Annotated in this window: 16 protein-coding genes and 1 pseudogene; 1 reads left to right on the top strand and 16 read right to left on the bottom strand. The window is 58.4% G+C overall.

Annotated features, from left to right (window positions below; translation table 11 throughout):
• From ABYV26_RS07610 to ABYV26_RS07585, 6 genes are all read right to left on the bottom strand, one after another.
• The coding region (locus ABYV26_RS07610) for a saccharopine dehydrogenase family protein (RefSeq protein ID WP_372679711.1) at nucleotides 1-1,091 on the bottom strand (1,091 nt) is incomplete at its 3' end.
• Nucleotides 1,012-1,407, bottom strand: coding sequence for an AsnC family transcriptional regulator (locus ABYV26_RS07605; RefSeq protein WP_372679709.1), 396 nt, complete (start codon nucleotides 1,405-1,407; stop codon nucleotides 1,012-1,014). The genes ABYV26_RS07605 and ABYV26_RS07610, both read right to left, overlap by 80 nt.
• 181 nt (nucleotides 1,408-1,588) lie before the next feature.
• Nucleotides 1,589-2,338, bottom strand: a complete 750-nt coding sequence (locus tag ABYV26_RS07600; RefSeq protein ID WP_372679707.1) for an esterase family protein — start codon at nucleotides 2,336-2,338, stop codon at nucleotides 1,589-1,591.
• A 22-nt stretch (nucleotides 2,339-2,360) separates the two neighbouring features.
• Nucleotides 2,361-3,521: an acetyl-CoA carboxylase biotin carboxylase subunit family protein gene (locus ABYV26_RS07595; protein ID WP_372679705.1), complete on the bottom strand. Its 1,161-nt coding sequence runs from the start codon at nucleotides 3,519-3,521 to the stop codon at nucleotides 2,361-2,363.
• A gap of 78 nt (nucleotides 3,522-3,599) precedes the next feature.
• Nucleotides 3,600-4,769 carry an acetyl-CoA carboxylase biotin carboxylase subunit family protein gene (locus ABYV26_RS07590; protein WP_372679703.1) on the bottom strand — a complete coding sequence of 390 codons (1,170 nt, stop codon included), beginning with the start codon at nucleotides 4,767-4,769 and terminating at the stop codon, nucleotides 3,600-3,602.
• A 251-nt stretch (nucleotides 4,770-5,020) separates the two neighbouring features.
• Nucleotides 5,021-6,514 carry a succinate CoA transferase gene (locus ABYV26_RS07585; protein ID WP_372679702.1) on the bottom strand — a complete coding sequence of 498 codons (1,494 nt, stop codon included), beginning with the start codon at nucleotides 6,512-6,514 and terminating at the stop codon, nucleotides 5,021-5,023.
• Between the two features lie 208 nt (nucleotides 6,515-6,722).
• On the opposite strand from ABYV26_RS07585, the gene ABYV26_RS07580 reads away from it, so the two are divergent.
• Nucleotides 6,723-7,784, top strand: a complete 1,062-nt coding sequence (locus tag ABYV26_RS07580; protein ID WP_372679700.1) for a 3-oxoacyl-ACP synthase III family protein — start codon at nucleotides 6,723-6,725, stop codon at nucleotides 7,782-7,784.
• 3 nt (nucleotides 7,785-7,787) lie between these two features.
• On the opposite strand, the gene ABYV26_RS07575 is transcribed toward ABYV26_RS07580, so the two are convergent.
• From ABYV26_RS07575 to ABYV26_RS07530, 10 genes and pseudogenes are all read right to left on the bottom strand, one after another.
• The gene (locus tag ABYV26_RS07575; RefSeq protein WP_372679698.1) at nucleotides 7,788-8,201 is read right to left on the bottom strand and encodes a hypothetical protein; all 414 of its coding nucleotides are present in this window, start codon (nucleotides 8,199-8,201) and stop codon (nucleotides 7,788-7,790) included.
• Nucleotides 8,202-8,312: 111 nt separating this feature from the next.
• On the bottom strand, nucleotides 8,313-8,939 hold the full coding sequence (locus ABYV26_RS07570) for a hypothetical protein (RefSeq protein ID WP_372679696.1): 627 nt from the start codon (nucleotides 8,937-8,939) through the stop codon (nucleotides 8,313-8,315).
• A 19-nt stretch (nucleotides 8,940-8,958) separates the two neighbouring features.
• Nucleotides 8,959-9,903: an ethanolamine utilization protein EutJ gene (gene eutJ, locus ABYV26_RS07565; protein ID WP_372679694.1), complete on the bottom strand. Its 945-nt coding sequence runs from the start codon at nucleotides 9,901-9,903 to the stop codon at nucleotides 8,959-8,961.
• Nucleotides 9,904-9,945: 42 nt separating this feature from the next.
• Nucleotides 9,946-10,503, bottom strand: coding sequence for a hypothetical protein (locus ABYV26_RS07560; RefSeq protein ID WP_372679692.1), 558 nt, complete (start codon nucleotides 10,501-10,503; stop codon nucleotides 9,946-9,948).
• A gap of 33 nt (nucleotides 10,504-10,536) precedes the next feature.
• Nucleotides 10,537-10,839 carry an ethanolamine utilization microcompartment protein EutM gene (gene eutM / locus ABYV26_RS07555; RefSeq protein WP_372679713.1) on the bottom strand — a complete coding sequence of 101 codons (303 nt, stop codon included), beginning with the start codon at nucleotides 10,837-10,839 and terminating at the stop codon, nucleotides 10,537-10,539.
• A gap of 62 nt (nucleotides 10,840-10,901) precedes the next feature.
• Nucleotides 10,902-12,380 (bottom strand): aldehyde dehydrogenase family protein, encoded by a 1,479-nt coding sequence (locus ABYV26_RS07550; RefSeq protein ID WP_372679690.1) that lies wholly within the window; start codon nucleotides 12,378-12,380, stop codon nucleotides 10,902-10,904.
• A 28-nt stretch (nucleotides 12,381-12,408) separates the two neighbouring features.
• Complete coding sequence (eutL, locus tag ABYV26_RS07545; protein ID WP_372679688.1) at nucleotides 12,409-13,065, bottom strand: ethanolamine utilization microcompartment protein EutL; 657 nt, start codon at nucleotides 13,063-13,065, stop codon at nucleotides 12,409-12,411.
• Between the two features lie 188 nt (nucleotides 13,066-13,253).
• Nucleotides 13,254-13,931: pseudogene (gene eutC / locus ABYV26_RS07540) on the bottom strand (ethanolamine ammonia-lyase subunit EutC).
• Nucleotides 13,932-14,187: 256 nt separating this feature from the next.
• A complete protein-coding gene (locus ABYV26_RS07535; RefSeq protein WP_372679686.1) occupies nucleotides 14,188-15,555 on the bottom strand; it encodes an ethanolamine ammonia-lyase subunit EutB in 1,368 nt (455 codons plus the stop codon).
• Nucleotides 15,556-15,624: 69 nt separating this feature from the next.
• On the bottom strand, nucleotides 15,625-16,478 hold an 854-nt coding region (locus ABYV26_RS07530; RefSeq protein ID WP_372679684.1), incomplete at its 5' end, for an ethanolamine ammonia-lyase reactivating factor EutA.

Raw genomic sequence — 16,478 nt, 5'->3', positions numbered from 1 at the left:
TTCATCGGGGACAGCACCCCTTTTTCGCCGATGGCACCCGTGGCGATCATCTGGGCGGCGATGCTGGCCGGATAGCCCACGCCCTGGGCCATGGCCATGAGCCCCGTCTCCAGGTCCCGTTCGATGAGCAGCCGGCTGGTCAGGCGAACCCGCCGACCGCCCTTTATACCCTCGAACACGTTGAGCATGGCCACCAGGTCCTTCTCGCCGCGCCGGTATTGAAGCTGAGGCCCCAGGAGTTTGTCCATCATCTGGTAGGGCGACACCGCGCCGGGAAGGCCCGCCACGGGTGCCTCGCTCAAAAAGCCCAACTGCTTCAGTGGCCGCCAAAAGGCGCTCCAACCGGGCCAGCGCAGGGTGTAGCGCCCGGTTTCGCGAATGCTTGACGTCACGCCGAGGGCGTCGGTAAAGAAGACCGCATTGCCGTTGGGGATGGCTTCCAACTGGCCAAGACCTGGGAAATCCACCGTGTGAACACAGGCGGGTTCGTGTTGGCGGTCGTTGGGGATGTCGATAACCTTACCCTCACGGATGATCCTGCTATCTCTCTTGGTGGAGGCGAGCACTCCCTCGAACGTCCACGAGACTTTGTAGTTGAGGGGGTTGTCGCAGGCGGCTCGTTCCGGGAATCCACCGCAGTAGGAATTGATCACATTCAGTTCGTCGAAGCGGCGCCGGGCTTCCCCATAAATGAACAGGTCGATTCCCGGGTCCAGGCCGCATTCGGGCAGGATGGCCATGCCCGCGTGCTGTGCGCTTTCGTGCAAGTGCGCGATGGGGTAAGCGTAGTTGGTGTTGACCACGCTGACACCGGCGCGGATGGCTGCTTGGCAAACCGTCTCCAGAAATTTTCGGGGGAGCAGGTCGATGGCCACATCCGCCTGCCGGAAAAGGCGGTCCAGGCTTTCCGAATCGCCGGCGTCCAGTGACGCGGTGCGGACCTTGGTCTTGTCGATAAAATCCGATATATCCCTGAGTCCCTCGAGGCTGGCATCCGCACAGACTACTTGTTCAACGGTCGAGCTGCAGGCCAGGTCGACCGTGGCGGCTTTCCCTTGGATCCCACAGCCACCTAATACCAGTACTCTCATTGTTTGTACACTCTCTTTTCTGTTTTAGCTCGTGAACGGGTTTCAGCGAGGTCAATTTTTCCAGTTGGCTGATCAACTGGCCGCAGGATTCAATGTTGATTCCGATCAGCGCCGTCATCCGGTCAGATATGGCTGACAGGTTCACCAGGCCGGCTAAACCCAGGATGCCTGATTGGATCAGCGCTTTGATACGGGAGCGGACGGTTGGTGCGGTGACTTCCGGACGATTGGCCATATGGGCCATGGTCACCCGACCGTCCTGTTTAAGCAGTCGGACAAGTTTTTTGTCCAGTATGTCCAGATTGAGTTTGGGCACCGGCCCGCCTTGGGCCAAGCTAACGTAATAGGAAAAAATTTTGTTTTAAATTAATCGTTATGGTAAAAAAAAGTCAATAATCTTTTTTATTTGGTCTAAAGTCTGCAGAAATTTTTTTAGACGGGTCTGAGCAAGGCCTGCTTGAGGGTGGATCGCCGCTATCTGGACCCATCCATGATCGTCATCCGTAGAGCCGCCCCAAAAAATAGTTCATCTGCTTATACCACCAGGGCCAGTCGTGGTTGACATCGTGGCCCCAGTAGTCGATCCAGGCGTCAATTCCCTTGTCTTTGAAAATATGGTCGAGGGCGCGGGTGTCCTCAATGGCCTCTTCCTCCCAGGCACCCTGGCCCACGGCGATGATGATCGTGCGCTCGCGATAGCGATCCAGGTACCAGGGATCTGAAATTCCCGACAGGTAGTTCACCGGCGAGTTGTAGTAGACGGCTGCCATGTCATCGGCGGCGTTGCCGAACTCCTGGCGGTCCAGCCGGTAGAGTCCGCTCAGGGCGATGGTGCCGGCAAACAGGTCCGGATGCCGGAGAAAAAAATTGACGGCATGGAAGGCCCCCATGCTGCAGCCGTTGGTCATTATCCGCAGTCGGTCGTCGTTGCATTGGTTGCGAACGAATGGGACCACTTCTGATGTGATGTACTGGTCATATTGCTCGTGGCGGGCATTTCGTTCGGCCGGCGGCACCGAAAAATCGTACCAGGAGTGGGCGTCAATACTGTCCACGCAGAACAGCTTGATACGGCCGCTGTCGATGAACGGGGCGATGGCCGAGACCATGCCCATGCCTTCGTAGTCGAAATAGCGTCCCCGGGAACTGGGGAAGACAATCAACGGCTGGCCCCAGTGCCCGTAAACCTTGACCACCATATCCCGTTCGAGGCGGGGGCTGTGCCAGGCGTGTTCTTCGATATGCATCTTCGTTCCTTGTCGATGTTTATCAGTTGGTGTCGTGGATAAAGCCGATGATCTCCTCGATCTGGGCCATGTCCGGGGATCGGAAGATGTAGCCGAAGTCACCTAAAGCGCTGCTGAAAACCCCCGGCACACCGGCTGCCTGGACCATGAATGCACCGTACCGATCCATTATCGCCTCATGGCTGTTGGCGTAGTTGTATCGGTTTTTGCGGCTGGCATAGCAGCAGTGATATTTACGTTGGTATTTCAGCGGGGAGAGCTTCTTCATCATGACCTGGGCCCACAGGCGATAGACATCGATGTCGCAGGCAAAATTGAACATATCCGTGGTGAATCCGCCCGGCGGACGCATGTTCACTTCCAGGGCCACATACTTGCCCGGGTCGGTTTCGAAAAACTCGATATGGAAAAAGCGCTCCCTCACCTCGAAGGCTTTCACGGACTGGCGTCCCGCCTTCTCCAGGGCCGGCGGGATATCCCGCATGGAGGTGTAGTGGATGTGCCGGGCCTGGTTCACGGTCTCCATGATGCCCTGGCTGAATCGGTGTCCGGTAAAAAATACCAGGTCGCCATTGGCGTCGGCAAGACCGTCGAAAGAGACGATGGTGCCCTGAACGAAGGCCTCCATGATGATGTCCAGATCCGGCTTGGCGGAAAAGAAGGCATCCAGGTCCGCATCGCTGTCCAGGCGGTAGGTGTCCAGTGCCCCGACCCCGGCATCGGGTTTGGCCACCACTGGATATCCGGTGACTTTGATCAGGCCGCGGGCCTCTTGACGGGTGGAGACTACACGGCCGGCAGCCACGGGGATCCCGGCGGACTGAAAGCGTCCTTTCATCAGGGACTTGCGTTTGATGACGTCAATATCGCGGCCGCGCACGCCGGTGATGTTAAAATCGTCGCGGATGCGCGCCTCGGTGGCCAGCCAGTATTCGTTGAGGGATTCAAACCGGTCGATTTTTCCATAACGATGGGTGTAGTACCCGCAGGCGCGCACCAGCTGGTCGTAGTCGTGCATGTCAGTCAACCGGTAATACTCGGTCAGTGCTTCTTTTACCACCGGGACCAGGTCTTGACTGGCTGCGTCGCCGATGCCTAGCACGTTGGCGCCCAGCTCCTTCAGGTTTTTGCAGAAGAGATGGTAGTGGTGCGGAAAATGGGGAGACAGGTAAATCAGATTCATGTTCAGCCCTTCAGATTGGAATTTATTTCTGGCTTGGTCTTTGTAATTGGTTGTTTCAGTTTTATCCGGATCAGGTTTCTAAGCCTTTGTCCGCTGAATATCCCCGGCCATCTTCAACAGCCGCTCCCGGTTCGGTGACCGGATGATGTAGCGATAGCGGCTCATGGCTTCCTGAAATATTTTCGGATTTTCGCCGAATTCGACCAGCGCGTCTCCCAGGCGCTGCTGAAGCTGGCCGTGGGTGTAGACGTAATTCCGATTTCGGCGGCCCACATAGGCACAGTAAAATTTTTTATTGGCCGCCATGCTCACCTGCCCGCTTGCGGTGATCATGCGGGCATAGGCGTTAAAAAGGTCATCATCGACACTGTAGTTCATCATGTCAAGGATGGCCCCGCCGGGCGGCCGACAGTTGATTTCGATGGGCATGTACGTGCCGTCCATGAAAAAGAACTCGAAGTGGAAAAATTTGCGGCGGATCTCGAAGGTTTTCACCAACTGCCTGCCGATGTTCAGCAGCGGTTTCGGGATGCGGCGCTCCACATAGAAAAAAGTGTCTTTTCCGTGGACATAGTCAAGCACGCCGTCCCCGTAGGTCAGGGTGTTTTCGAACAGCAACCCGCCGTTACCGTCCACCAGCCCGTCGTAGCTGACGATGGGGGCATCCACAAATGCCTCCATGAAATAGTCCGCGCCCAGCGCAGAAAGCAGTTTTTTTAGCTGTCCCGGATCGCTTACCTTGTGGATGCGACTAGCACCCACTCCTTCGTCGGGCTTCAAGATCAGGGGGAAACCGATCTCCTTGGCCAGGTCGAGGCCGTGAGCGGCGTCTTTCAGGCGTTCTCCCCTGGCAGTGGTCAGGCCACAGGCCGCGAACTGCCGTTTCATTGCCGATTTTTTTTTCAGCCGGTCCAGATCCCCGGGGCGGATTCCAGGAATGTTGAGAATCCGGTTGATATGGGCCTCCGTGCCCAGCCAGATTTCGTTGTGTGACTCCACCACGTCAAAATGGCCTGGCGAACCCATGGCTGTTTTTGCGTACAGGAGTTCCTCCAGCGCCCGGTCCACCGCATCAACTGAAGTCAGATCGGCTCGGACATAATATCGAATGGCGTTACGGAGGCGTTCGGGCATGTCGTAGAAATCGGACTCACCCATTGCCCAGACGTTGGCTCCGTGTCTGTCCAATGCTAAAATGAAATTGGCGAAGTTGGGAGGAAATTCCGGGGACAAGTAGAGAAATTCCATAATGCCTCGCGATGGCAGATGCAGGGTGTCGGCAACCGGGGCCGCGGCTTCATCTTAGATGACGCGTACAGTCATTATGGGTATGAAACCGGCGGTTGGCAAGCGATATCGGCCTCGCCTGACGCCGACCAAGCAACCCCAAGGATTTACTGCTGTGAGGCGAGGTCCCGGATTCCTCGGCCTTCATTTTGGGCCGCGCCCCGACTGCGGGCGAGGTTGTTTAGAAACGGCCGGAACCACCGGCGGTAGCGTTATTTGATCCGCATGTCCCCCGTCTGCATGAACCGGTGGTGGAACCCCAGCGCCTCTTGGAGCAGGTGAGGCTCGTGGCCGCCGGTCTCTTTTTTTGCCCGTTGGTAATAGTCCCACAACTGGTCCCGGTAATCGGGGTGTGCGCATTTACGGATGACCTGTTCGGCCACCTGTCGCGGCGTCAAGGGACGGGTGTCCACCAGCCCGTATTCGGTCACGACCACGTCCACCGAGTGTTCGCTGTGGTCCACGTGGGAAACCATGGGCACGATGGCCGAGATTCTCCCGTCTTTGGCCGTGCTGGGGGTGACGATGAAAGAGACGGACCCGTTGCGCATGAAATCGCCGGAACCACCGATACCGTTCATCATCTGAGAGCCCATCACGTGGGTCGAGTTGACTTGGCCGTAAATGTCCACTTCGATGGCGGTGTTGATGGCGATCACGCCCAGGCGCCGGATTACTTCCGGCGCGTTGGAGATCTCCACCGGCCGGAGGACCAACTTTTCCTTGTAGCGGTATAGCTCGTTGTAAAACCGGGCCCGGGCCTTTTCGGACAGGGTCAGCGAGGATCCGGACGCAGCCCGGGCCTTGCCCAGATCGATGAGATCCAGCACGCTGTCCTGGAGCACCTCGGAGTAGATGTCCAGGTTCTGGAAAAAATCGTCATCTACGAAGCCGCCCAGCACGGCGTTGGCTACATCCCCAACTCCGGACTGCCAGGGAAGGGAAGCCGGCTGGCGACCTTTTTTGATTTCATGTCGAATGAAGGCGAGAATCTGGGCGGCGATCTGCCGGGCGATATCATCGGGAGGCGTGAACACCGGACAGGTGTCCTGTTCGTTGCTGAAGACGATGCCCACCACACGGTCGGGGTCCATCTCGATGAAGGGTTTTCCAATGCGGTCGGCGGTCCGGTATATGGGAATCGGCATGCGATAGGGCGGATCTTCTGGAATGAATATGTCGTGGATACCCTCCAGATCCTCGCCATGGGCGGATATCTCGATGATGATTTTTTCTGCCTCCCGTACGTAAGTGGGCGTATTGCCGACGGAAGTGGTCGGTATCAGGTGGCCTTTTTCAGTGATGCTAAGGGCCTCTACCACCGCCACGTCGGCGTTGCCCCAGGCGCCCGAGCGCACCAGACCCGAAAGCTGGGAGAGGTGGTCGTCCTTAAAGAAAATTTCTTCGTTGTTGATCTTCTGCCGCATGCAGCGGTCGCTCATGTAGGGGCGACGTGACCGCACCAGATCGGCCCGGGCCAGCAAGCCGTCCACCAGTTCGCTGGTGGAGGCGCCGGCAAACAGGTTGATTTTGAACCGCTCGCCGGCCTCGGCCCGTCTAACCAGAGCCTGGGAGATGAGTTTGGGATATCCGGCGGTGAAGCCAGATATAAACAGGTTGGTGCCGTCCTGGATGCATCGGCAGGCATCATCGGGACTGGTGACCTTGTCCAGCAAGGGTTGATATAGAATGCGGTTTTTGATCATCGTTTTCTTTCTTGTGTCAATGAGTCGGGTAACTGGCCAAGAGGCAGGCTTATAGGCATATTGCCGGAAAAACGCAAGTCAATCAACCGCTCTGCGGGGTGACCGGTCAAAACTCAAAAAATTGCCGACGGAAAATGCATAATTTCTTGTGCATAGCAGGGTCTTGTTCTATAGTAATATGTTTAAAAATAAAGCTGATGGGGAAAAAATGCCTAACTCGATAATCATATCCACCGGATGCTGTATTCCGTCCGAGATCATACCCAATAGCCACTTTCTTGAAAATGAGTTTTTCGGCTCGGACGGGGTGCGGCTGGAAAAGCCCAATCCGGAAATCATTGAGAAACTTTACAACATCACCGGCATCCGGGAGCGGCGCTACGTCGGCAACGAACTGACCACCACCGACATCGCCTACGAGGCGTCCGTTCAGGCGCTCGAAGGCATCGACAGGGAGAGCCTGGATTACATTATCGTCGCTCAGAATTTCGGTGACGTCCACTTTGGCAACCTGCGGACCGACATGGTGCCCACCATCGCCTCGCGGGTCAAACACCGGCTTAAAATCGAAAACCCCTCCACCGTGGCCTACGACATCCCCTTCGGCTGTCCCGGCTGGCTCCAGGGCATGATCATGGCCGATTACTACATCCGTTCGGGAGATGCCCAACGGGTGCTGGTGGTTGGTGCCGAAATTCTTTCCCGGGTTTCCGATCCTCACGATGTCGACTGCATGATTTTTGCCGATGGAGCAGGTGCCACCGTTTTGGAAGCCTCGAACGAAAAAGCGGGCATCCTGTCCCACATCGCCCGGACCGACACGATTGACAAGGCCTGGATGCTGCGGTTGGAAAAGTCCTACCACCCGGATCGAAAGGGCGATGAGCTGTTCATCAAAATGGATGGGCACGATATTTACAAGTACGCCCTTAAAACCGTCCCTCTGGTGGTGAAGCAGGCCCTGGACAAGGCTGGGCTGATGCTCGTGGATGTCGACAAGATCCTGATGCACCAGGCCAACGCCAAAATGGACGAAGCCATCCTCAAACGGCTGTTTCAGCTTTGCGGCGTCGAACCTGTCGCCAAAGGTGTCATGCCCATGATCATCGAGTGGGCCGGCAACAGCTCAGTGGCCACTATCCCCACCCTGTTGGACCTGCTCCTGAAGGAGAAGTTGAAAGGCCATCGACTGGACTCAGGGGATGTGGCCGTCTTCGCTTCGGTGGGTGCAGGGATGAACATCAACGCCATGGTTTACCGCATGCCGTGAAGCTTACTTTTTCATCTGAGACATCACCTGGGGGATAATTTTGTCCAGCAGATCATTGTATTTGTCCGTGCCCAACCGGGCCACGACAGCCGCTTTGATCTTCAGGACCCGTTCGGTGGGAGCGGCACCGGTGGTTGACTGGGACGGGGCGGGTGGTACCGATGGTGCAGCGGTCGGGTTCAAACCTGCACCGCCGGCGACTGGCGGTTTGGTTGTCCCGGTGGACAGGGCCATGCGGGACCGCGCCGGCCCCTGTCGGCCATCATGGGTTGACGCCACCGGCTTCAGGTGCATGCCCAGTGCTATGGCTTTTTCACGGGCCACGTCGGTCAGCACCACGTCATCGTGGGTTTCGATTTCGACCACGCCGGTCGCATGCATATCTTCTATGTCCCGCACGGTGTAGAACTGTTTCATGCGCTCCCCCCTATCAAACGGCTCAACATGCTCACAACCTGCATGGTTGCTGCGCCTTTTCCCCGCTGCATGCGTTGCCCTGAACCATGGTCCTTATTTTAGCGATCGGTTCTACCCTTTTCGTCCTTGAATACCTTCAATGGCGGCAATCGCAGCCATTTTGGCGGTGACCATCTCGGATTCGGTGCCGCACATCCACATGCGGCCAAAACGGCCAACGGATGAGATGTGAATCAATTTAATGTTGGCCCGCTTCTCGGCTTCGTTGGCGGCGATGTTGATGTAGGCCGCCGGAGCCACCTCGAGCACCAGCAAGGTTTCACCGGCTACGAGCATGCTGCCCCGCCGGAAACGGTTGAGCAGTTGCGCCTGGTAGGGATCCACGTTGGTGATGAGCTGAACCGACGCCACAAACGGTTTCACCCGTCCGGTCTCTTCCAGGTCCAGCCGAGCCAACACCATGGCGCCGGCCTCGATCACGGCTTGCTGGGAGTGGGAGTGGATTTCGAACATACCGAATTCCCGTTCCACGACCTGGGCGCCGGGACGGGCTTCGGTGGCCTTGACAGCGATGTCCACCAGGCGGAAAACCTCGTTGCCGGGGGCCACCTCGATATACAAAGAGGCCATGCCTTCCACCATCAGGTCGCCCTGGGTGACGGTGCCCACAAATGAGGCGTATTGGGGTTGGGTTCGATCCAGGTAACAATACACGCGCAATTGAAATTCATCGGCCATAATTAACCTCTTCTTATTCTCAAATATTATACATCGCCGTGCCGAGTGGCGTCACAAACAGGGGGAAGCCGGGGATGACCGTCCGGATGCCGGTGACTTCTTCGACCACCTTGTCGATGCCGGGAAAACAGGCGGTGCCGCCAACCAGATAAATGGCTTCCACCGCATGCGCCGCCACGTGCCGGGCCACGATGGTCCCGACCTTTTCCATGACCGGCCGCACAAGCGGAAAGAGCCGCTGGTAATTGTCGGCCATCTTCTTGATGTTCTCCGCTTCTTCAAATTCGATGCCAAGGGCTCCGGCAATCACCAGTGAGAAATGGGTGCCACCGGTCGGCTCATCGGCCGTGTATGCCACCTCGCCTTCCCTGAAGATGGCGATGCCCGTGGTTCCGCCGCCGACGTCGACCACCGCACCGTTCTTCACCTGCAGCACCGCATTGGCTGCCGTGGGTTCGTCGATGGTCTGCTCGCACTCGAAACCGGCCGCCCGGACGATATGCTGGGTGGCCCTGACTTCGTTGGTTGAAACGCCCGGCGGAAAGGTGGTCGCCGCCGAGGTCAGTTCAAAGCCTATGCGCTGTTCGACGTTGCGCTTTAATTCCTGAAGCAGGCTGATCGCACCGTGATAGTCGACCACCAGCCCATCACGGACAATTTGCGCAAAACGATACTCACCTGCCAGCGGCTGAAGGTGCTCATCGAGTACGACCAGCACCGTGTATGCCGTGCCCAGATCAACGCCGACGTGGACCCGGGGTGCCGATCGGTCGTCTTTGAACCGGTCTGTCTCGGTCCTGTTCCAATGCTGCGGCGAATCGTTGTCCGCCGGGCGGGCAGTCTGCACGGGTGCGGTCTGGCTTGCCTTGGGATCACCCGTCGGTTGAACGGGGTCGCCTTGCATCACCGCATAGGCGTTGGCCAAAAAGGTGTCGAGTGAAGGGTTCAAACAGGTTGCTCCCATGCGCCTGCCTCCGTGCAGGCGATTTTTATCTGTGACCAGGACTTATTGCGTCTCCCAGTTGGCCGGGAACGTGACATAAAAGACCCTGGCAAAGCTGGGCGACCCGAAAAAGATGTCGCAACCCCTGGGAATGTGAATCACGTCACCCGGATTGCCGATCACCACCTGACTGCCCATACGGATCTCCAGCTGCCCGTCGATGACAAAGTCGATCTCATCATAATCCAGCGACCACGGAAAAGAACCCTTCTTCCAGGTCATGAAACCTGCGGCCATGGGAGAGCCGTGGGCGCCGGTGATCACGTCTGCGAGCCGGATGTCCATTTCCGGCCGGCCGACGTCGAGGGCAAACGGCTTCAGGTGAACCGAGTCGGCTTTGACCAGCGTGACGGGGCTCCTTGAACGGGTGTGCTTGCTGATCAGCGGCGGCAGCGACTGGCCGTCCGACAGGTCGCCTTCACGGTGTATCCTTACCCCCAGGCTGCGGGCAACGTCCACGGCCTCGGAGGTGATTCTGTCATCCGGCGCCAGCAGCAGGTACCTGCAGTCTTCCTCTCTGGCCAGGCGTCGGATGTCAGCCCCCGTGAAAAAATGACCCATAACGGTCTCCTCTCCTGCCTTTTATGGCGATGGCTAAGCCTTTCTGCCGAAACCACCCTTGGTTTCCTTGGGCAGGATGATCTCCACATCGCTGTGAGGACGGGGAATCACGTGCACCGAAACCAGTTCGCCGACGCGTTTGGCCGCTGCCGCGCCGGCGTCCGTGGCTGCCTTTACGGCTCCCACATCGCCACGCACCATGACGGTGACATATCCGCCACCGATATACTCGCTGCCGATGAGATGAACGTTTGCGGCCTTGACCATGGCGTCCGCCGCCTCGATGGCGCCGACCAGTCCTTTGCTTTCAACCATCCCCAGAGCAATCATTTGAATGTCAACCATCGTGAGCGTCTCCTTTTGTTTAGTGGCTTTGGTTATATTTTTTTTGATCATGTCTATTCTCCATGCCGGACCAATTCCTCAATCACCGCCCGGACAATGGCCTTTAGTTCAGCCGGATCCAGGTCTGTGGCAGCGGGCTGCACCGCCACTGCGCCGACCATTGCCTGGGCCGGGGGTGATTTGATCGGGTAAGCCAGCCGTTTGATGTTGAGCAGGTGGGTGGTGGTAATGTTGTCGCCGCTGATAGCGCCGCCGATTCCGCCCGATCCCAGGGTCAGGGCAGGCATGAGCCCGGTGGTCATCCCCACCGATCCGAGGGTTCCCATAGTGTTCACCAGCAGGCGAAACACCGGTTTCTTGAGACCAAATTCCATGATCACGCCTTCATCGGCGGCATGGATCACCAGGCTGTGCCCCCGCCCCCCGAAGCGGATCATCTCGATGCAGCGTTCACAGCCCGCCTGCCAGCCGTCGACGTCGTACCAGCCGAGCACCGTGGTCAGTTTTTCACCGGAGAGGGGTTCGTCCTTGCCCACCCGGCTTAACGGGGCGACCAGGATGCGGGCACCTTCCGGGATGCGAATGTCGGCCATGCGGGCCAGCGTTTGCGGTGTCTGGCCGACGCTTTTTGGATTGATGGCGCCGTTGGCAAAAAAAAGCACCCGGCTCAGGGCCCCCGCCTGGGTCGGATTGACGAAATAGGCGCCCAAACGCTCCATTTCGGCGCGCAGGGCCGCCGCAATGGGCTTGTCTGCCACCACGGCCTGCTCCGTGGCGCAGATTACCGAGTTGTCAAAGGATTTGCTGGACACGATCAGGGAGGCCGCTGTTTTGATGTCGGCGCTGCGATCGACGTAGCAGGGGACGTTGCCGGGGCCGACACCGTAGGCCGGTTTGCCCATGCTGTGGGCCGCCCGAACCATGTCTGAACCGCCCGTGGCCAGAATCACGGCGGTTTTTTCGTGCCGCATCAGTTCCTGGGTGCCGGGCAGAGAAACACTGGACATGCAGCCCACCAAGCCCGCGGGCATGCCTGCCGCCTCGCCGGCGTCCGCCATCACCCGCGCGGCCTCCAGGCAACACCGCCAGGACGACGGATGCGGGGCATTGACGATGCCGTTGCGGGCTTTTACCGCAATCAGGGTGTTGTGGATCAGGGTAGATGTGGGGTTGGTGCTGGGGCTCAACGCCGCTACCACTCCCATGGGCCAGCCGATCTCGACGACCCCTGTGGACTTGTCCTCGCGGATCACACCGACGGTTTTAATGGCTTTGATGGATTCCCATACGCCCCGACTGGCCAGCTGATTTTTCAAAGTCTTGTGTCGGGGGACACCGAAGCTGGTCTCCTCGGTCGCCATGCGCCCCAGCCGTTCCGCCGCCTGATAAGCCGCGTCGGCCATGGCCTGGCAGATTCGATCGACCTGCTGCTGGCTGAAATCGAGAAATGTATCCTGCGCCGCAAAGGCGCTTTCGATCAACCGGCGCGCTTCCTGGATCGATCTCAGATCTTTATCGAATTCTTGAGCCATACCATCTCCTTGCTATTTGCCTGAACACCTACAGCCCGATCGGACGGTTGGCGACGTCGATCACCGCTTCGCTGAATGCCTCACAGGCGGCTTTGCAGGCGCTCTGGCTGCCGGTCAACAATCCACCGGAGAAGTTGGTTTCCGATGGCGGTTCGAACCAGACCTTCATTTCTACATCGGCGGCTTTCAGGGCCGCGTCAAGACCGACAGTTGCCTCCAGGGGGCAGGCAATCAGGTAGGCCAGGGGATCCCCTTTGGTGACACCGGCCAGATCGGCTAAATAGGAGCCGGTGCGGGAGATCGTGTGGGCGAAAAAGGCGTTGCTTCCCGTTTCATCGGCCGCGTAAAACCATGCTTCGTTTTCCGCGTAGGCCTGTGTTGCAGTCAGCGCCGCGTGCACCTCGGCCGGGTCCGGTCCGGCAAAAATGGCGATGATCTCGCCGGACAGCGGCCCGGAGGCATGGGCGGCGCCGGCGTAAAACGATTTGGCATACACGACGTCCACATCTGCCATTTTGGTGCCCTCGTCGATGGATACATACAAGGCGTCGTCGATGGTGCAGGTAATCAGCCCCAAACTGCGCTGGTCGTCACGCAGCTTCAATTTTTTCGCCAAACCTCGGTCGACATTGGGGATAATCCTGACCGACAATATCTGCGGTTTTATCGGATCCATGATGGCCATAAGGGTTTTCCCGCAATCAATGCTTCCGTTGTTTCATTCAGTGTGTGTCTGTCCACAAGTGGTGAATCTTGGTTCAGGCCAAGGCCGCAGAGACGTTGAAACCGGAGGCGTAGCAGTGCTACGTCGAGGATCTCAAAGGATCGAGAACGCCGGCCTGGGCCGAGAGACGCCGTTTGTGGACGGACATGTCACGCCAGTTTGAGTTCCACCCCGCTGGTCTCGTCCCTGATCATTTTCTGGATCAGCTGGACGGCGTGGGCGCCGGCCTCCAACGGGTTGAGCCCACCTTCATAGATGTTGCAGATCGCGTCCCGGTTGGCGTCGGTCGAGTCCGGCCGGGGACGGTAACCCAGGTATATGCTCATGCTTTGCGCCCGGGCAAGACCCGGTCGTTCTCCGATCAGAATGGCACAAACCTTGGCGTCGACAATGCCGTTGACGTCGTTGAGCAATCCGACGCGGGCGTTTTTAACAAAAAAAGGGGTGCCTATGGTCAGCCCGGCACTGCTGAGGCCCTGTTGAAGCACGGGCATAATCTGCCGCAGGTTATGATCGATGGCTGCACCGCTCAGGCCATCGCCGACAAAGATCTGTACATCGGGATTTTTGGTGCAGCGATCCCGCAAAACCGCCTTGGCCGCTTCGGTCAGCTTGCGGCCCAGGTCAGGTCGCTTCAGATACGTCTGCCGGTCTGCCGCCATGCTCTCGACGGAAAAGAGTCCCAGTTCTTACAAAAGATCAGCGTCGACCGCGTGCATCAAGGCGTCCTGGGTGACGCCATGGTCCGCCAGAAACAGCAGGTTGGCCGCCGTTCGCGGTCGCGGGCCGCTCCGGCCCACCCCGATGCGGGCGGGTGTGGCCGCCATCAGGGCGCACAGGCCATCCGGGTTGATCGGTTGTTCAATTCCGGGTTGTTGGCGGGCTGCCGGAAGAGTGGGATCCTCCAGGTCAATCTGCAGGTCGTCTCCATCGGCTGCCGGGGAAGCTTGATCGATATCCGCCGTTGCCCCCTCAGACGCTTGAAGTTCGGCCAACACGGTTTCTACGATGGCTTGGATGTCCGGTTCTTGCATGGTTATTTATTTGTCATTTGGTTCTTGGTTATTGTGATTTAGGTGTAAATTATCGACTCAGAAAAAATGACGGATCACCGGCCTTGTCGGTAAGCACGCCGTTTTTTATAAGACCCAGCTCCTCCATCCACGCCTCAAACTCCGGCAACGGACGCAATCCCAAGGTCTGCCGCAGCGAGGGGGCGTCGTGAAAGCTGGTGCACTGATAGGCCAGCATGGCATCATCGCCCATGGGCACCCCCATGAAATAGTTGCAGCCGGCGGCGGTCAGCAACACCGCCAGGTTTTCAATGTCATTCTGGGTTGCCCGGGCGTGGTTGGTGTAGCAGGCGTCGCAGCCCATGGGGATGCCAGTCAGCTTGCCCATAAAGTGATCCTCCAGGCCGGCCCGGGTGATCTGGATGGCGTCGAACAAATATTCCGGGCCGATAAACCCCACAACGGTGTTGACCTGATACGGCTTCCAGCGTTTGGCCAATCCGTAAATCCGTGCTTCCAGGGTGAGCTGATCCCAGCCGTTGTGGGCATCCGCCGATAGCGCGGAGCCCTGGCCCGACTCGAAATACATGTAGTTGGGGCCCGTCGGCCAGCAGTATTTTTGAGCCAGGGCATAGGCTTCATCCATCATGCCCACGTCGATGCCGAAGCTTTCGTTGCCTAATTGGGAACCGGACAGACTCTGGAACACCAGCCCGACCGGCGCCCCTTTTTTCATGGCCTGCATCTGGGTGGTGACGTGGGAAAGCAGGCAGTTCTGGGTGGGGATCTGCCAGGTGCCGATGATGTCGTAGGTCATATCGAGCAGCCGCGCCACACTGCTCAGGCTGTCATCCACCGGGTTGATGCCGATGACGCTGTCTCCGGAACCGTAGGAAAGGCCTTCGTAAATGGCCGCACGAATGCCTTCGGGGCTGTCGATGGGGTGATTGGGCTGGCAGCGGCTGGCCAGTGTCCCGGGAAGCCCGGCCGTGTTGACGCAGTGGGAGGTGACGCGGATTTTCTTGGCGGCGTAAATCAGGTCGAGATTGGACATGAGCTTGGTCACCGCAGCGACCATTTCACCGGTCAGGGCATTGCTCACCCGGCGGATCATATCTGCTGTGGTCGTGTCCGCGAGCAGCCATTCCCTGAAGCCGCCGACCGTCCAGCCTTTGATCTCGCTGAAGATCGTTTCGTTGACGGCGTCGTCGATCACCCGCGTGACGTCGTCCTTGTCATATGGCACCGCCGGGTTGGCCCGCAGCGTCTCCAGGTTGACCTCGGCCAGCACGTACTTGGCGGCCACCCGTTCGGCAATGGAGGTCGCGGCCAGACCGGCCAGTTCATCACCGGATTTCGGCTCGTTGGCCTTGCCCATCAGCTCGCGAATGCTTCGGAATTCGAAGGTCTTGCCGAACAGTTTGGTCCGCAGCAGCATGAACGCGTTTCCTTAGATGGTGAACGGATGGTTGTCGGGGACAATCAACAACGCCATCCCCTCAATTGCTTAATGGTAAAAAATCAGCGTCTTGACACTCAACGGCACGGCACGGCCGTCGAGTACCGGGCGTCCGATGTCGATATAATCGCCTTCCCTGAGCCCCACCTGGTCGATGACGAGCAACGGGCGATCGGGTATCAAATTCTTCAGTGTCTGACCCAGAGCACGGGCATAATCGTGCTCGATGATGATGATCAGGGGTTGGCCGGCTGCCAGAAGCGCCGTCGTGAAATCAGCCAGCCCCCCGGCCAAGGCGGTTAGACACGCAAAATCGAGGTTCCAGGACAACTCCAGGGCGATGGCGAACTGAGTCCCGGTCGGCTCGACGTCCCATCGGGCCACCGCATCGCGGGCCGCCGCCGACACCTGCCCACGCGACGGCGGCGTCTGCGGCCACTGCGGGTGAACGACAGGTACGTTCCGGATGGGCAGAATTTCTTCTTCGGCCCAGATGGTGCTTCCGCTCAGGGTGACGGTCTGGGAGCTGGCTCCCATCACCGTGGCCCGCAGGGTTTCAGGCGGTCTGCGAATATCGTATGTCTGCAGCTCGGGGTGCAGGCGGATCGATTCCGCCAGCAGGGGCCCGATATCCCCATGAACGGTCACATCGTTCACCGAATTGATGGGAATCGGTTCATAAATATAGTGCCCGATGCCGCCCGAAAAAAACACGGTGGTGTCTTTTCCCGATTCCGGCGACGGATCGGTCAGCATCAATTGCCGGGCCAGCGGGCCGTATTGCCCGTCGATCAATTCAACGGTCAGGCCGGCCATACAATCCGTAAGCTGACGCAACTGCGCCAGCTCCGGTTTGAATCCAACCGTAAACGGAAGATTCAGGCTTTCGATCATGATTCTGG

Source organism: Desulfosarcina sp., assembly GCF_041551955.1.
GTDB lineage: Bacteria > Desulfobacterota > Desulfobacteria > Desulfobacterales > Desulfosarcinaceae > Desulfosarcina.
This window is presented reverse-complemented; position numbering and strand designations above follow the sequence as displayed.